This window comes from Cribrihabitans neustonicus, assembly GCF_048820895.1.
Lineage (GTDB): Bacteria > Pseudomonadota > Alphaproteobacteria > Rhodobacterales > Rhodobacteraceae > Cribrihabitans_A > Cribrihabitans_A neustonicus.
The window spans coordinates 131,094-146,464 of the sequence record NZ_JBMERQ010000003.1; the positions used below are offsets into that span (position 1 = coordinate 131,094).

The 15,371-nt window shown below is 66.9% G+C and carries 19 protein-coding genes; 12 read left to right on the top strand and 7 right to left on the bottom strand.

Annotation, left to right across the window (positions count from 1 at the left end; genetic code table 11):
* Positions 1 to 138: 138 nt before the first annotated feature.
* The 5 genes from ACOHWE_RS10075 to ACOHWE_RS10095 all read left to right on the top strand — a co-directional run bounded on the left by ACOHWE_RS10075 (position 139) and on the right by ACOHWE_RS10095 (position 7,291).
* Positions 139 to 1,320, top strand: coding sequence for an aminodeoxychorismate synthase component I (locus tag ACOHWE_RS10075; RefSeq protein WP_420666102.1), 1,182 nt, complete (start codon positions 139 to 141; stop codon positions 1,318 to 1,320).
* Positions 1,233 to 1,955, top strand: a complete 723-nt coding sequence (locus ACOHWE_RS10080) for an aminotransferase class IV family protein (protein ID WP_420666104.1) — start codon at positions 1,233 to 1,235, stop codon at positions 1,953 to 1,955. Before ACOHWE_RS10075 ends, ACOHWE_RS10080 begins: the two co-directional genes overlap by 88 nt.
* 402 nt (positions 1,956 to 2,357) lie before the next feature.
* Positions 2,358 to 4,136, top strand: a complete 1,779-nt coding sequence (gene aspS / locus ACOHWE_RS10085) for an aspartate--tRNA ligase (protein ID WP_420666105.1) — start codon at positions 2,358 to 2,360, stop codon at positions 4,134 to 4,136.
* A gap of 528 nt (positions 4,137 to 4,664) precedes the next feature.
* Positions 4,665 to 6,059, top strand: coding sequence for a DUF1800 domain-containing protein (locus tag ACOHWE_RS10090; RefSeq protein WP_420666106.1), 1,395 nt, complete (start codon positions 4,665 to 4,667; stop codon positions 6,057 to 6,059).
* A gap of 14 nt (positions 6,060 to 6,073) precedes the next feature.
* Positions 6,074 to 7,291, top strand: a complete 1,218-nt coding sequence (locus tag ACOHWE_RS10095) for a DUF1501 domain-containing protein (RefSeq protein ID WP_420666107.1) — start codon at positions 6,074 to 6,076, stop codon at positions 7,289 to 7,291.
* A 22-nt stretch (positions 7,292 to 7,313) separates the two neighbouring features.
* Here the strand turns inward: ACOHWE_RS10095 and ACOHWE_RS10100 are convergent, their stop codons facing one another.
* Both ACOHWE_RS10100 and ACOHWE_RS10105 read right to left on the bottom strand, forming a co-directional pair.
* A complete protein-coding gene (locus ACOHWE_RS10100) occupies positions 7,314 to 7,454 on the bottom strand; it encodes a hypothetical protein (RefSeq protein ID WP_420666108.1) in 141 nt (46 codons plus the stop codon).
* Position 7,455: 1 nt separating this feature from the next.
* The gene (locus tag ACOHWE_RS10105) at positions 7,456 to 8,175 is read right to left on the bottom strand and encodes a response regulator (protein WP_420666109.1); all 720 of its coding nucleotides are present in this window, start codon (positions 8,173 to 8,175) and stop codon (positions 7,456 to 7,458) included.
* Between the two features lie 165 nt (positions 8,176 to 8,340).
* On the opposite strand from ACOHWE_RS10105, the gene mce reads away from it, so the two are divergent.
* The gene (gene mce / locus ACOHWE_RS10110) at positions 8,341 to 8,745 is read left to right on the top strand and encodes a methylmalonyl-CoA epimerase (protein WP_420666111.1); all 405 of its coding nucleotides are present in this window, start codon (positions 8,341 to 8,343) and stop codon (positions 8,743 to 8,745) included.
* 57 nt (positions 8,746 to 8,802) lie between these two features.
* Entirely contained in the window at positions 8,803 to 9,078 is a 276-nt protein-coding gene (locus tag ACOHWE_RS10115; RefSeq protein WP_420666112.1) for a DUF1467 family protein, read from the top strand.
* 138 nt (positions 9,079 to 9,216) lie between these two features.
* Here the strand turns inward: ACOHWE_RS10115 and ACOHWE_RS10120 are convergent, their stop codons facing one another.
* The 3 genes from ACOHWE_RS10120 to ACOHWE_RS10130 form a co-directional block, all read right to left on the bottom strand.
* Positions 9,217 to 9,909, bottom strand: a complete 693-nt coding sequence (locus ACOHWE_RS10120; protein ID WP_420666114.1) for an EI24 domain-containing protein — start codon at positions 9,907 to 9,909, stop codon at positions 9,217 to 9,219.
* Positions 9,906 to 10,484 carry a nitroreductase family protein gene (locus tag ACOHWE_RS10125; RefSeq protein WP_420666115.1) on the bottom strand — a complete coding sequence of 193 codons (579 nt, stop codon included), beginning with the start codon at positions 10,482 to 10,484 and terminating at the stop codon, positions 9,906 to 9,908. The genes ACOHWE_RS10120 and ACOHWE_RS10125 overlap by 4 nt, the downstream gene beginning before the upstream one ends.
* 504 nt (positions 10,485 to 10,988) lie before the next feature.
* Entirely contained in the window at positions 10,989 to 11,252 is a 264-nt protein-coding gene (locus ACOHWE_RS10130) for a hypothetical protein (protein WP_420666117.1), read from the bottom strand.
* A 150-nt stretch (positions 11,253 to 11,402) separates the two neighbouring features.
* Between ACOHWE_RS10130 and ACOHWE_RS10135 the strand changes: the two genes are divergently transcribed.
* The 5 genes from ACOHWE_RS10135 (at position 11,403) to ACOHWE_RS10155 (ending at position 13,358) form a co-directional block, all read left to right on the top strand.
* Entirely contained in the window at positions 11,403 to 12,125 is a 723-nt protein-coding gene (locus ACOHWE_RS10135; protein WP_420666118.1) for a M48 family metalloprotease, read from the top strand.
* Positions 12,126 to 12,199: 74 nt separating this feature from the next.
* Positions 12,200 to 12,544: a YigZ family protein gene (locus ACOHWE_RS10140; RefSeq protein WP_420666446.1), complete on the top strand. Its 345-nt coding sequence runs from the start codon at positions 12,200 to 12,202 to the stop codon at positions 12,542 to 12,544.
* A gap of 86 nt (positions 12,545 to 12,630) precedes the next feature.
* The gene (locus ACOHWE_RS10145) at positions 12,631 to 12,906 is read left to right on the top strand and encodes a DUF6455 family protein (RefSeq protein ID WP_420666119.1); all 276 of its coding nucleotides are present in this window, start codon (positions 12,631 to 12,633) and stop codon (positions 12,904 to 12,906) included.
* A 30-nt stretch (positions 12,907 to 12,936) separates the two neighbouring features.
* Positions 12,937 to 13,071 (top strand): hypothetical protein, encoded by a 135-nt coding sequence (locus ACOHWE_RS10150; protein ID WP_420666120.1) that lies wholly within the window; start codon positions 12,937 to 12,939, stop codon positions 13,069 to 13,071.
* Positions 13,068 to 13,358, top strand: coding sequence for a DUF6455 family protein (locus ACOHWE_RS10155; protein WP_420666122.1), 291 nt, complete (start codon positions 13,068 to 13,070; stop codon positions 13,356 to 13,358). The genes ACOHWE_RS10150 and ACOHWE_RS10155 overlap by 4 nt, the downstream gene beginning before the upstream one ends.
* Positions 13,359 to 13,389: 31 nt before the next feature.
* Here ACOHWE_RS10155 and ACOHWE_RS10160 read toward each other — a convergent pair whose 3' ends face one another.
* Both ACOHWE_RS10160 and rimO read right to left on the bottom strand, forming a co-directional pair.
* Positions 13,390 to 13,632 carry a CDGSH iron-sulfur domain-containing protein gene (locus tag ACOHWE_RS10160; RefSeq protein ID WP_420666123.1) on the bottom strand — a complete coding sequence of 81 codons (243 nt, stop codon included), beginning with the start codon at positions 13,630 to 13,632 and terminating at the stop codon, positions 13,390 to 13,392.
* A gap of 143 nt (positions 13,633 to 13,775) precedes the next feature.
* Positions 13,776 to 15,182 (bottom strand): 30S ribosomal protein S12 methylthiotransferase RimO, encoded by a 1,407-nt coding sequence (rimO, locus tag ACOHWE_RS10165; protein WP_420666125.1) that lies wholly within the window; start codon positions 15,180 to 15,182, stop codon positions 13,776 to 13,778.
* Positions 15,183 to 15,371 lie beyond the last annotated feature (189 nt).

Below are 15,371 nucleotides of genomic sequence, written 5' to 3' on the forward strand. Positions count from 1 at the left end.
CCCAAATTGTCCTGCTTTATAGGGATGGGCGCGAAAGGTTCAAGGGGGATCGGAAACGGCTCCGGAAATGCCGCTTCGCCCCCTTTTGTTCGCAATGCGAACGGGTATACCTCCGTCCTGGAAGTTATGGAGGTGGCGGTGCGGATTCGTTTTGACCATGGGCCGGCAGGGCCGGGCACACGTTTCAGCCAGCCGCTGCGCCTGATCCGCGCGGCGGAGCCGCGGGAGGTGCCCGGCGCGCTGGCCGCTATGGATACGGCGCGTGCCGAGGGTTACTGGCTGGCGGGCTATGCCACCTACGAGCTGGGATACGTGCTGGAGCCGAAGCTGGCAGGGCTGATGCCCGATAAGCGCCGGTTGCCGTTGTTGTGCTTCGGAGTCTATGCGGAGCCGCAGCCTGCCAGTGAGAACTGCAGCCCCCGCCTGCAGAAGGGCGCCGCAGCGCTGGAGCAGCTCACCCCCCGCTGGAGCCAGGACCGCTATGCCGAAGCCTTTGCCGAGGTGAACCGTTATATCGGCAGGGGCGACATCTATCAGGCCAACCTGACCTTCCCGATTGATGCCAAGGCCCATGGCTCTGCCGAAGCGCTTTACGCAGCACTGCAGGCAAAGCAGGCCGTCGGCCATGGCGCGCTGATCGAGCAGGAGGACCTGCCCGACATCCTGTCGCGTTCGCCGGAACTGTTCTTCCGCACCGCTGCCGGGGGCCGGATCGAGACCCGCCCCATGAAGGGCACTCAGCCGCGCAGCTCTGATCCGGCAGAGGACGCCCGCCGCCGCGACTTCCTGCGCCAGGACGAAAAGAACCGTGCCGAGAACCTGATGATCGTGGACCTGCTGCGCAACGACATCAGCCGGGTGGCTGAGACCGGCTCGGTTCAGGTGCCGGAACTGTTTGCGGTGGAAAGCTACGCTACCGTGCATCAGATGGTCTCACGGGTGGCAGCGCGGCTGCGGCCGGGGATTGGCCTCGCGGAGATTTTTGCCGCCCTGTTCCCCTGCGGGTCGATTACGGGCGCGCCCAAGATCCGGGCGATGCAGATCCTCGCGGAGCTCGAGCCCTGGCCCCGGGAAGTCTACTGCGGCAGCATCGGCTGGGCCGCGCCGGACGGCGCGTCGGAATTCAACGTGGCAATCCGCACTCTGATGCTGGACAAGGGCCGCGCCACGCTGAACGTTGGCGGCGGGGTGGTCTGGGACAGCACCGCCGCATCGGAATATGAGGAGGCGCTATGGAAAGCCCGCTTTGCCGAAGCGACAGCCGGAGCCGGGACACCGGCCTCAGCGATGCCGCCGCCGCCGATCCAGCTTTCCGCCTGATCGAGACCTTCGGCTATAGCCCCGGCGCAGGCATCGCCCGTACGGAGCTGCACCTTGCCCGGATGGCAACCTCGGCGTCCTCCTTTGGAATGCCCTTCGATCAGGCCGCGGCTCAGGCGCAGATGGCATCGGTGCAAGGCGAGGCTCCGCTGCGCTGCCGGATGACCCTGGCCAGAGACGGAACACTGGCGCTGGAAACCGCACCGATGCCCGCGCCTGCTAATCTTTGGCACTTTGCCATCGCACCCGAACGTCTCGATCCTGCCGACCCGTTCCTGCGCCACAAGACCACCCGCCGCGCGCTCTACGACCGGGCGCGGGCACATCTCGCCGCGGGTGTCGACGAGTTGGTCTTCCTCAACACCCGCGGAGAGGTCTGCGAGGGCACGATCACCAACATAATCATCGCCGCGCCGGACGGCCCGCGGCTGACCCCGCCGATGTCCTCGGGCTGCCTGCCCGGCGTCTTCCGGCAAAGCTGCCTCGATGCCGGGGCCCTGCGGGAAGCGGTGCTGACCCCCGCGGATCTGGCGGAGGCCTCCGGCATCTGGCTCACCAACGCCCTGCGCGGCGCGATCTCGGCCACGTGGCATGAAGACTGCGCAGTCCTGCAGAAGTTTCGCCACCGCCGGTAACACCAATCCGAGCCCTCCCGCGGACGCGCGCAGCCCGGCTGAGGCCGGGCAGCCCTTGCCCTTTGGGCCCGGCAGCGCGCCTGCGGCGCGCTGCGGCGGCGCTTCCGCTGGCTGGTTCATGCGCGCTGCCCGGTGCCAAGCGCCGCCCGCGCCCCGCGCCAGCGGCAGGACGCGGCCGGCTGCGGGAGCGCTCCGCTCGATACCTGCCGGAGTACCTGGACACCGCCCCAGCCAGCCTGAAACAGCCGCTGAGCGCGGCGGAACCGCCCAGTTTGCTTGACAAGCGGGCCGCAACCTTGTGTATCGGCCCGGACGTATTTCACGCCGCGCCCGCGCGCCCCCGGATGACTGCCGGATCGCGGCCTGCCCGAACACTCGACCCGTATAGCGAAAGGTCACCCCATGCACGCTTACCGCAGCCACACCTGCGCTGAACTGACCAAATCCAACGTCGGCGAGACCGTACGCCTGTCGGGCTGGGTCCACCGCGTCCGCGACCACGGCGGCCTGCTGTTTATCGACCTGCGCGACCACTACGGCATGACCCAGGTGATGGCGGACCCGGACAGCCCGGTGTTTGCCGAGATCGAGAAAGTCCGCAGCGAATGGTGCATCCGCATCGATGGCGAGGTGAAGGCGCGGGACGAAAGCCTGGTCAACCCGAAAATCCCGACCGGCGAGATCGAGGTATTCATCCGCGACATCGAGGTGCTGGGCAAATCCGAGGAACTGCCGCTGATGGTCTTCGGCGATCAGGAGTACCCGGAGGAAACCCGCCTGCGCTACCGCTACCTCGACCTGCGCCGCGAAAAGATGCAGAAGAACATGCTGCTGCGTTCGAACATGGTGGCCTCGATCCGCCGCCGCATGTGGGACATCGGCTTTAACGAATTCCAGACTCCGATCATCACCGCCTCCTCCCCCGAAGGCGCGCGCGACTTCCTGGTGCCGTCCCGCCTGCACCCGGGGAAGTTCTACGCGCTGCCGCAGGCGCCGCAGCAGTTCAAGCAGCTGATGATGGTCTCTGGCTTTGACAAGTATTTCCAGATCGCGCCCTGCTTCCGCGACGAGGACCCGCGCGCCGACCGCTCGCCGACCGACTTTTATCAGCTCGACATGGAGATGTCCTTCGTCACCCAGCAGGACGTCTTCGACACCATCGAGCCGGTAATGAAAGGTGTGTTCGAAGAGTTCGGCGGCGGCCGCAAGGTCGATCAGGTCTGGCCGCAGATCTCCTACCGCGATGCAGCACTATGGTATGGCACCGACAAGCCGGACCTGCGCAACCCGATCAAGATGCAGGTCGTCTCCGAGCATTTCCGCGGCTCGGGCTTTGCGATCTTTGCCAAGCTGCTGGAGCAGGACGGCACCGAAATCCGCGCCATCCCGGCGCCCAAGGGCGGCTCCCGCAAGTTCTGCGACCGGATGAACGCTTTTGCCCAGAAGGAAGGCCTGCCGGGCATGGGCTACATCTTCTGGCGCGAAGGCACAGAGGGCATGGAGGCGGCCGGCCCGCTCGCCAAGAACATCGGCCCTGAGCGCACCGAGGCGATCCGCCAGCAGCTCGGCCTCGGCATTGGCGATGCGGCTTTCTTCCTCGGCGGCAAGCCGAAGAGTTTTGAGACCGTAGCAGGCAAGGCGCGCAACGTGATTGGCGAGGAGCTGGGCCTCACCGAGCAGGACCGCTTTGCCTTTGCCTGGATCGTGGACTTCCCGATCTACCAGCAGGACGAGGAGAGCGGGAAGCTCGACTTCGACCACAACCCCTTCTCGATGCCGAAGGGCGGGATGGAAGCGCTGGAGGGCGACCCGCTCGCCGTCACCGGCTACCAGTACGACCTCGCCTGCAACGGCTACGAGCTGGTCTCGGGCGCGATCCGGAACCACAAGCCGGAGATCATGTTCAAGGCCTTCGAAATCGCGGGCTACGGCGAAGAGGAAGTGCGCAAGCGCTTTGGCGGCATGGTCAATGCCTTCCAGTACGGCGCCCCGCCGCACGGCGGCTGCGCGGCCGGCATCGACCGGATGGTGATGCTGCTGGCGGACGAGGCCAACATCCGCGAGGTCATCATGTTCCCGATGAACCAGCGCGCCGAGGACCTGATGATGAACGCGCCCTCCGAGCCCGCGCCGGAACAGCTGATGGAGCTGAACTTGCGGGTGATCCCCCAGGACCAGTAAACGCCGGATCTTACAGCGATGACCGAAGGCCCGGGCCCGCAAGGCCTGGGCCTTTTCTGAGCGGGGCTGCCGCAGGCGCCGATAGCTCGAGTGTGTCCCTATGCCGTGCGGGGAAGCCTCCGCAGCGGAGACAGCTGGTACATGTTTCTGGTTCACTCTCCAGCGTGGAACAAGGCCGCCAGGCCGCTGCGCAATGCTAGCGCATTTCCATGCGGCGGCGATTTGGCCGGGCTGGGTGTTCCCTCGCTCTGGGGCACGAAAGTGGCCGGAAAGAATTTCCAATTGGGCCGCTTCGGATCGCCCCCGGCGCCCGCCGGCAATGCGGGGCTCGCCGCGACGTCCCGGACTGGGAAAAATCCGGACCGGTAAACTCGGGTTTCCGATCCCGTTCTGGGCACCTGAAAATGGCTCCGCCAAACTGCGACGGAAGCGGCGGCATTCTGCGTATCACCAGAGATTGTGCTGTGGAGCCCGGCGGCATTGCGGTAGGCTGACCACGCGACGGCGACAGCAAGGGAGAGCGGGAAAATGGCTTTTGACGCGGAACTGGCGGCCCTTCGCTTCGGCACCGGCCTGTCTCCCGATCTCGCCCCGCCGGCCTCCGCGGGCGCGATGCTGTCGGCGCTTGAAGGACCGGACCGCATGGCAGAACGCTTCCCGGTGCCAGGTCTGGATGACGCACTGGAGACCAGCCGGGAGTACGTCCGGCTGCGGCGAAAGATGGTGAAATTGCGCGATCAGCCGGGCTATGAGAGCGCCAGGAAAACTTTTCGCAGCTTCCGCCGCGAGCAGGCACACATGCGTCTGGACTGGCACCGCCAGCGCCTGTTGCGCTGGAGCCGGGCCGAGGAAGGCTTCCGGGAGCGGCTGACGCTGTTCTGGGCCGACCACTTCACCGCGCAGGGCAAGGCCGGCGCTTTTCGCCACCTCGCGGCGCCCTACGCCGAAAGCGTGATCCGTCCGCATTTGGCGGCACGCTTCGAAGACATGCTGAGCGCGGCCGTGACGAGTCCCCTGATGCTGCACTACCTGGATCAGAACCGTTCGGCCGGGCCGGGCAGCCGCCGGGCTGAGCGCGCGAGCAGTTCGGGCCGCACCGCCGGGCTGAACGAGAACCTGGCGCGCGAGGTTCTGGAGCTGCATACGCTGGGCGTGGGCGGGCCTTATACCCAGGACGACGTGCGCCAGCTGGCGGAGCTGTTCACCGGGCTCACCTATACCGCGAAGGAGGGCTTTACCTATCAGCGCGGCATGGCTGAGCCGGGGGCGGAAATCATTCTGGGCCGGAGCTATGGCGGCGGGCGGCCGCAGCTGGAGCAGGTGCTGGAGGCGCTGCGCGATCTGGCCCGCCACCCTGCTACCGCCCGCCACCTGGCGCGGAAACTGGCCGTGCATTTCCTCTCGGACCAGCCGCCGGACGCGCTTGTTCAGCATTTGGAGGGGCGCTACCTCGACACCGGCGGCGACCTGCCGCAGGTCTACGCCGCGCTGCTGGAACATCCCTCCGCCTGGCAGCCGGAGCTCATGAACGTGAAGCCCCCCTTCGATTTCATTGCCTCGGCCTGCCGCGCCCTCGGTGTGTCCGAGGCCGGGCTGGCAGCTCTGAAGCGGGGGCAGGTGCGCAGGCTGCTGCTGGCGCCGCTCACGGTGATGGGCCAGCGCTGGGAGTTCTCTTCCGGACCGGACGGCTGGCCCGAAGCGGACAGTGCATGGATCACCCCGCAGGCCCTGGCGGCGCGGCTGCGCTGGAGCATGAGTGCACCGCGCCGCCTGTTAGAGCCGCTGCCCGACCCGCGCGTCTTTGCCGAAGCCGCTTTGGGACAATATGCCGGGCCGCGGGTGGAGTTTGCCGCCCGCGCCGCCGAAACCGAAAGCGAGGGCGTCGGCCTGGTCCTCGCGTCGCCTGCTTTCCAGCGCCGGTAACAGGAGTTCCGATAATGCAGCTGACCCGCCGCGCCTTGCTTGCCCGCTCCGCCGCCCTTGGCTGTTCCTTGGCGGCGAGCCCCTTGGTCACCCCGGTGAGCTTTGCCGCCGCGCCCTGGGACACCCGGCTTGTGGTGATCATCCTGCGCGGCGGCATGGACGCGCTCGACGTGGTGCAACCCTATGGCGACCCGCATTTCGCAGGTTTACGCCCGACGCTGCAGAGCGGCCCGGGCGCAGGCGCCGCGGATCTCGATGGCTTTTTCGCCCTGCACCCCGGCCTTGCACCGCTGATGCCGCTCTGGCGCAAGGGAGAGCTTGGCTTCGTGCAGGCGGTTTCCACCCCCTACCGAGACCGGCGCAGCCATTTCGACGGGCAGGACCTGCTCGAGGCCGGTACCGCCGGGCTGGGGCAGGCCGATGGCGGCTGGCTGAACCGCTTCCTGCAGCAGATACCCGGGGTCGAGCCGCGCACTGCCTTTGCCATTGGCCAGGAGCGGATGCTGCTCTTGGAGGGCGCGGCGCCGGTGGCGGAATGGGCACCGGGCGCGAGCCTTGCGATGAGCCCGCAGGCGGAACGGCTGGCGGCGCTGCTGATGGAAGACGACCCGCTCTTTCACGCCGCGCTCAACGAGGCGCTGGACCTGACCCGCGCTGATCCCGGCTTCGGTCTGGACGGCACGGAAGACGAGGACGCGATGGCGGAGATGAGCATGATGCAGATGCCGGCTGGCAAGGCGCATCAGCAGGTGGCGGACTACGCCGCCGCGCAGCTGCGCGGCGACACGCGGATCGCTGCCTTCTCGATCAACGGCTGGGACACGCACAGCCGCCAGGCGAACGCGCTGAAGGGGGCGCTGGGGCGGCTTTCGGAGACCATCCTCAGTCTGCAAAGCGGCGTCGGGGCGAAGATCTGGGGCAAGACTGCGGTGGTGGCGGTGACCGAGTTCGGCCGCACCGTGCGCGAGAACGGTACCGGCGGCACCGATCACGGCACCGGCGGCGCGATGCTGCTTGCGGGCGGCGCTATCCGCGGCGGCCGGGTGCTCGGGCGCTGGCCCGGGCTGGCGGAGGCCGATCTCTACGACCGCCGCGACCTGATGCCGACGGATGACCTGCGCCGCCAGCTCGCCTGGCTGCTGCACGGGCTGGCTGGCGCCACGCAGGGCGATCTGGAACGCAAGGTGTTTCCCGGCCTGTCGATGGGAGGAAATCCGGGACTTCTGCTGTAGTGCTGGAGTTTCGGGCTGCCGCCTAGCGTTCCGGCGGGTGCAGGATAAGCGGACGGCTGGCCGCGCGGCGGCGGTTGCGCCGGATGCCGCGCGCCTCGTGCCAGGCCTGGGCATAGAGTACGATGGCAAGCGCCGCGAGGGTGGTCAGGACCGTCTCGATCATCTCAGATCGCCGCCGGGCGCTGCAATCGTTCCTGGACCAGCCCGGTGATGGCGGCGGTATCGCGGGCCAGCGGCCCGCCGTCCTGCCGTGCCTGCGCCAAGCGGTCGGCGGCATCGGCCAGCGGCCGGTCCCCGGCGCTGCGGGCAACCCCGCCCAGAAATTGAGCGATGTAGTCAAGTGCCGCGCCGCCCTGCGATTCGCTCAGCACGTCGGCGGCGTGGGCCATGTCGTCACGGAAAGCGAGCAGGTCCGGCTCCACCGTCTCGTCCTCCAGTGCGCGCGGGCCGGCCAGCTCGCGGCCGGGCGGCATGCAGGTCAGGATTGCCTGCTGGAAGGCGGCGAGTGAGGTGATCGGCTTGGTCAGGAACCCGGCGGCACCGGCCTCCAGCGCGGCCTCCTCCAGCGCGGGATCGCCGGAGAGTGCCAGAATCACGCCGGGGCGGGGGCTTGCGTCCATCAGTTCCCGGATCAGATCCAGACCGGAGCCGTCCGGCAGGCCGAGATCGGCGATCAGCACCGAGGGGCGGTAGGTCTGCAGGTGGCGGCGCGCCGATTTCAGGCAGTCCGCGCGGCGGATGCGGGCGCCGCTGCGCAGGCACAGCAGGCGCAGCGCCTCGCAGGCGAAGCGGCTGTCCTCGACCACGAGGATGGTCAGCCCGAGCAGCGGGCGGCGGGTGGTCGGCAAACGCTGTGCCGCGGCAAACAAGTCCAAATCGTCCATAACAAACAAGCTCCTTGCGGGGTCTCCGTGCAGGTCAGATCCGACGCTAGGGATTCGAGGCTAATTCCGGGTTAACGGCAGGTCCCGTGCGAATTGGCGCACTTGCCCGCGTCGCGGCTGCCGCGCATAAGCGTGGGAGGAATGACAGTGAAAGGAGCCCCCGTCATGATTGGACGCCTGAACCACGTTGCCATTGCCGTGCCCGACCTGGAGGCGGCCTCGGCCCAGTACCGCGACGCACTTGGCGCCAATGTGGGCGCCCCGCAGGACGAGCCGGATCATGGCGTGACGGTGGTCTTCATCGAGCTGCCCAATACCAAGATCGAGCTGCTCTATCCGCTGGGGGAGAACTCGCCGATCGCGGGCTTCCTGGAGAAGAACCCCGCGGGCGGCATTCACCACGTCTGCTACGAAGTGGAGGACATCCTGGCCGCGCGCGACCATCTGCAGGCGCAAGGCGCGCGGGTGCTGGGCTCGGGCGAGCCCAAGATCGGCGCTCACGGCAAACCGGTGCTGTTCCTGCATCCGAAGGATTTCAACGGCTGCCTGGTGGAACTCGAACAGGTTTGAGGCTAGAAGCGTCCTGCCCCGCCGGCCGGGGCGGGGCAACAGCAAGGGGTCTGCGCCATGGGCATCACTTCCGGTCTGGTTCTATACGCGGTGATCTGGTTCCTCACCTTCCTGGTGGTGATCCCGATCCGGCTGGAGACGCAGGGCGACCGGGGCGAGATCGTGCCTGGCACCCACGCGGGCGCACCGGAGACACACCACTTGAAGCGCAAGGCCTGGATCACCACAGGCGTTGCGGCGCTGCTCTGGGCGGTCATTGCCGGGATCATCCTCTCCGGCGTGATTTCGGTCAATGATTTCGACTGGATGGACATGATGCCCGATCCCGAGTGATCCGGGTATTCGATCAAACTAGCAGAAAACTAGTTCTCCCGCCCGGCGCCGGAGGCATCAAAGATGCCGCCGCACCCGTTGGGCCTGGCGCCGCGCGGACGCGCGGCGCGGGGTGGCCTTGCGAGCGCTCCGCTGAACTCAGCCGCGGCGGTTGAGGCTGTGAAAGATGTGGGTGAAGGTGGCCGCACCGAGGATCGGCACCAGCAGATTCAGCACCGGGATCGACAGCGGCATCGCCATCAGCGTGCCGGCTGCCCAAATAGTGCCCGCGTGGCGGCGGCGCATCCGCTTGGCTTCCACCGTGCCGATGCGGCGGGCGGCGGCGACGGTGAAATATTCCCGCCCCAGCAAAAAGCCGTTCAGACCCCAGAAGATAAAGGGGGCCGCGGGCGGGAACATCAGATAGAAGACCAGCGCCAGAATGTTGGCGCCGATCAGCACACCGAGGAAGTTCACCGTGTCCTTCACCGCGTCCCAGACCGGCACGCTGTTCGCGGGCGGCAGGGCGGGATAGTGCTTGTCCTCCACCGCCTGGGCGACCTGGTCGAGGAACATCGAGGTGATCGCGGAGGCGACCGGCACCATCAGGAATACCGACAGGAGCAGCATCACCAGGAGCGAGCCCGCCGACACCAGATCATCCAGCCAGGTGACCTCGCCAATAAGCGGCAGGGTGGCTTCCGGGCCGACCAGCCACTGGATCAGCGCGAGGAAGGCGGCATAGGCCGCCACCAGGAGCGCCACTGTGAGCGCGAGGCCCAGGAACAGCACGCGGCGGAAGCGGGGATCGCCGGTCTGGCCCAGGGTCTTGAAGAAGGCGTCGAAAATCATTCGCTGACCCATGTGGTGATGGCGGAGATGTCGGGGCGGGGGCGCTCCGGCGGGGCGGTGCCTTCGGTGGCGATGTGGATGATGCCGGCGATGCGCTCGTGCGGGCGGAGCCCGAAGGCGTCGCGGCAGAAGCCCGGATCGTGGCTGGCCCAGCCGGTGAGCCAGTTGGCGCCCCAGCCTGCAGCGTGTGCTGCGTTCAGCAGCCCCAGGCAGACGGCACCGGCCGAGTAGCTCTGTTCCACCGGCGGCACCTTGGGACTTTCCTTCTGCACCTCCACGACCACTACTGCAAGCTGCCCGAGGTCGAACTGGCTGCGGCCCTTAGCGATGTCCTCGGGGGATTTGCCGAGCCGCGCGCCGGCCTCGGCAGTGAGATGCGATAGCCGCGCCATCGCGGGCTTCTCCACCACGATGAAGCGCCAGGGCTCCAGCTTGCCGTGATCGGGCGTGCGTGCGGCGGCGGTCAGGATCGGCAGCAGCTCCTCGCGGCTGGGGGCGGGCGCGACCAGAGTCTTGGCCGGGCGCGACCGGCGCGTCAGCAGAAAGTCGAGGGCTGCATCGTTGCGTGCGGGCATATGTAAAGCCTTTTAACATCGGGCGCTGCCAATGTCGGCGCCCTGGAGGAAATTTTCAAGGGCCACCCGGCTGCTGAGGCCTTTGCGTGGCCTTAGCGCAGCGGCGGCTGGTATGGGGCCTTGCTGGCGGCACGGCGGTAGGGCGGTAGGGCGCGGCCGCGGGCTCGGTCCTTTGCGGCCTGCAAGATAGCCGCAAAGGACACACTGTCCATGGCCTTTTCGGCTTGGCTGCGGCATCCAGGCGGCATGGGAAGAAGAGCGAGTACGAGAGACGTGCCGGACCCTCTCGCGGCTCTGCGTGCCGGGGGTGGAGATTGCGGTGCGCGCCACGCAGGGCTGCCCGCGATGTAATTACCGGGATGCCGGAAGGGCGGACGACTGCCGTAGCCGCGGCGCCGGAAAACGCCAAGTCCAATGCCACGGTCCCGCGCCTGCCGGCAGCAGCTATGCGCACTGCGCCTTCCAACCAGGAGCCGCGGCGCGGCGCATCGGCGCGCTGTTTGTCTATTCCGGCCCGTCCCCGGCGGCCTCCTTGTCGTCCGCCACCAGCCGGTAGACCCCTTCCGGCAGATCCAGCGCGGCGGCGAGATCACGCACCTGCAGGTGCGAGAGGGTGATCTTCTGCACAGTACCGGTGCGCGGATCGAACTGTTCCACGGTCACGCATTCGGCAAAGGCGTTAATGGTCACGTCTTCCTCGAGTGGCGGGCCGTTTTCGTCCACCAGAGTGATGACCGTCGAGTCGAATTCATGTTCGATGGTAAACATGTCCCCAGCCTGCCACCGCAGCCAGGGAACTGGCAAGCGTTCTAACCGTTTCCATCTATAACTGGTGCTGCGGCGGACTTCCGCCGGAGGGTGATTGAACCTCCCGCCGCAAGCGCAGTATTGTGCCGCGAAACGTCAAGAGGATCCGCCATGCGCCGTCTCAGCCGTCTTATGTGTTTGCTTGCTTTTACCGTCAGCGCCTGCAACGTCGCGGTGGTGCCGGGACCGCAAACCGTGCCCGCAGGGGCCCAGCCGCGGGTGCAGGGGATGCCACCGGGCGAGGCCCGCGCCGCCTTTGCCGCGGTGGCGCAGCGGGTGGAGCCGGTGAGCGAGCGGGAATGCCGGGCCCGGACTCAGGGGCTCAACTGCGATTTTCTGATCCGCATCGACCCGAACCCGAATGCCGCGCCGAACGCCTACCAGAGCCTGGACCGCAACGGGCGGCCGGTGATCACCTTTACCCAGCGCATGCTGGCCCAGATCGCCAACCGCGATGAGCTGGCCTTCGTGATGTCGCATGAAGCCGCCCACCACATTCGCGGCCATTTGGCAAGGCAGCAGCAGAACGCCGTGCTCGGTTCGGTGGTCGGCGCAGGGCTGGCCACGATCGCAGGCGCCAGCGGGCCGCAGGTTACCACAGCCCGCGACCTCGGCGCTTCGGTCGGTGCACGCCGCTACTCAAAGGGGTACGAGCTGGAGGCGGATGAGCTGGGCACCATCATCACTCACAAGGCGGGTTTCCGTCCCAGCGTGGGCGTGCTGTTCTTCAACCGGCTGCCGGACCCTGGCGATCGTTTCCTCGGTACTCACCCGGCCAACCCGGACCGGGTACGGGTGGTGCATCAGACGATCCAAGCCTACGGTCTGAACTGAGCGTGGCGGCAGTGCCCGGTGTCAGCCCGAACCCGAATCCCGGCGGGACACCGGCGCTGATCCGGTTGGGTGTGGTGCTAAGCGACAGGGGTTCGCGCTATGCCGTGACCGGCGCGCGGGTCACCTCGCGCGGGGATGTGGACGCGGTTCTGGCAGAGCTCAAGACCGAACGGGCCTACGCCAAGGCGACCCATAACACCTGGGCTGCGATGCTGCCAACGGGCGCGCTCAAGGCCGATGACGGAGAGAGCGGCGCAGGCATGGTCATCTTGCGCATGATGGAGCGCGAGGGGCTGAAAGACCACGTCATTGTCGTAACACGCTGGTATGGCGGCAAGAAACTGGGCGGCGACCGTTTCCGCCGCGTGCAGGACGCGGTCCGCGCCTATTTCGATCACCTCGCCCGGCAGAGTGATTAATCGGCTTACTTTGACCTGGGTCAAATCCCCTCCCGCAGCGCTCGTCTAAGGTGCAGCGGAAATGAAAGAAATGGGGGATAGCGCTGATGGAATCGTCCAAGCTCAAAAAGCATGCAGGTCTGTTCGACCGGATGGCCTGCGCCCAGGGGCTCGACCTGCAGGAGGAGGCCATTGCAGGCCGCCTGCCGTTTGACGAGATCGCTGAGGCCGTGCTGCGGTGCAGCCGCTGCGGCGCCGAAGGCGCATGCCGCAAATGGCTGTCGGGCGCTGCGGATCAGAGGACGCGCCGGAACGGGGCCAAGGCGCCCGATTTCTGCCGCAACCGAGATCTGCTGGCTTACCTGAACGAAATGCGGGGCTGACCCGCCGTCCCAATAGAGAGGAGAGTGCCGATGCAGTCCGTGGACGCACCGCGTCGCCGTGTGAAACAGCTTGCCCCGATAGAACTGGCTTTCGGCGGTGCCATTGCGATCCTTGGCCACCGCAGCGTCACCGTGCCTGTGGCGCTCGCCTGGGGGCGGTTTTGAAGGACCTCGCGCAGACAGGCGCGGCCCAAACCGGTGCGCCGCTTGGCAGCATCTTCCGCCACCTCTGGCTGCTGAAGGCGGTGGCCGACTCGGCAGGCGTCGACCTCGGCGCTGCGCTGAAGGACGGGCGGCTGAACGGCCTGGACTATGCCCGGATGGTCACCTCCTGCCGTGGTGCAGGCTGCAGCAACAGTTGCGCGCTGTGGCTGTCGTCCGGGCAGGGCGGAAACGGAGCGGTTCCGGCGTTCTGCCCCAGCGCGGAGCTGTTGGAAAGATTGAAGCCCTGAGCCGTGCGGCCTCTCACGTCTGGCTGGCCGGTCAAAGCCGGGCGTGGGTACCGTCGCAAAACGGCCGGTTACCGGTCTGCTTGCAGCCGCAGAAGAACACCTTGCCGTCCTTTTCCGCCTTGTATTTCACCGGCTCCAGCCCGCTATCCTTGTGCGAGCCATCACAGAACGGCTGCCGGTTCGACCTCCCGCAGGCGCACCAGAAGTAGGTCTTCCCGGCGGTGACCTCGACCGGGTAGGGGGCTTTCTGGGCAATTTTTGCGTCTGCGCTCATGTTTCCGGCTGCTTCCTGTTTGGAGGGGTTAGACAGAAGGTAGCAGGATCGGGGCACGGGGGTAGGAGCGGAAGGCAAAATGCCCGCGCAAATGCGCGGGCCCATTTAAACCGCTAAACTGCTCCGCCGGAAGGGCGCACCGGTCAGCCCGGCAGGCGCCCCCACAGATCGTATTCCCCGGCCTCATCCACCTCGACCGTCACCAGCTGGCCAACTTCGAGCCTTTCGGTGTTCTCGTCGATGAACAGGTTGCCGTCGATCTCCGGCGCGTCGGCCTTGGTGCGGCAGGTGGCGATGCCGTCCTCGTCGATGTCGTCCACGATGACCTGCATGGTCTGGCCGACTTTTTCTTGCAGCTTGGCTTCGGAGACCGCCTGCGCCTTCTCCATAAACCGCTCCCAGCGCTCCTGCTTCACCTCTTCCGGCACATGGTCCGGCAGATCGTTGGAGCGCGCGCCATCGACGTTCTCGTATTTGAAGCAGCCGACCCGGTCGAGCTGCGCCTCGTCCATCCAATCGAGCAGGTGCTGGAACTCGGCCTCGGTCTCGCCCGGGTAGCCGACGATGAAGGTGGAGCGCAGGGTGATTTCCGGGCAGGTCTCGCGCCACGCGCGGATCTCGTCCAGCGTCTTGGCCGCCGCCGCCGGGCGCGCCATGCGCTTCAGCACATCCGGGTGGGCGTGCTGGAATGGGATGTCCAGATAAGGCAGCAGCGCATTGTCGGGGTCCGCCATCAGCGGGATCAGCTCGCGCACATGCGGATAGGGGTAGACATAGTGCAGCCGCACCCACAGCTGATCCGCAGGTGCCAGCCTGCCCAGCTCGCGGGAGAGGTCCTGGATATGGCTGCGCACCTCGGCGTCCTTCCAGGGATGCGTCGAGTACTTCCGGTCCAACCCATATGCGGAGGTGTCCTGCGAAATCACCAGCAGTTCGCGCACGCCCGCATCCACGAGCTTTTCTGCCTCGCGCAGCACCGCGTGGGCGGGGCGGGAGGCCAGCTTGCCGCGCATGTCCGGGATGATGCAGAACTTGCACTTGTGGTTGCAGCCTTCGGAGATCTTCAGATAGCTGAAGTGCCGCGGCGTGAGCTTTACTCCAGCCTCCGGCAGCAGGTCCACAAAGGGGTTCGGCGCGGGCGGCACCGCGGCATGCACCGCGTCCAGAACCTGCTCGTACTGATGCGGGCCAGTCACGGCGAGGATGCGCGGGTGATGCTCGCGGATGTAATCCGGCTCGGCGCCGAGACAGCCGGTCACGATCACCTTGCCGTTCTCCTTCAGCGCTTCGCCGATCGCCTCCAGGCTTTCAGCCTTGGCTGAATCCAGAAATCCACAGGTGTTCACGATCACCGCATCGGCACCCGCATAGTCCGGGGAGACGCCATAGCCCTCGGCCCGGAGCCGCGTGAGAATGCGCTCGCTGTCGACCAGCGCCTTGGGACAGCCGAGTGAGACCATGCCAAGCGTGGGCTGGCCTGCACGGGGCGCGTCGCCGAGCTGCGGTTTCGGGGCAAGGTCGGGGCGGAGATCTGGCGGATTGCTGGTCATGCGCGCGCATATAGCGTGGCGCCGGGCGTTTGGGAATGGAGGATTCACGCCGCGCAACGCCGCTTTGCGCTCTGCAGGAGGCTGCTGGCGGCATTCCGCGGAGTCGTAAGCCTATCGCGCATTGCACCCGCTTTCCCAGCCGGTAAGCTGGCGGGAAGTTCCCCGGGGAACAGGGGGAGGAAAAGAGGA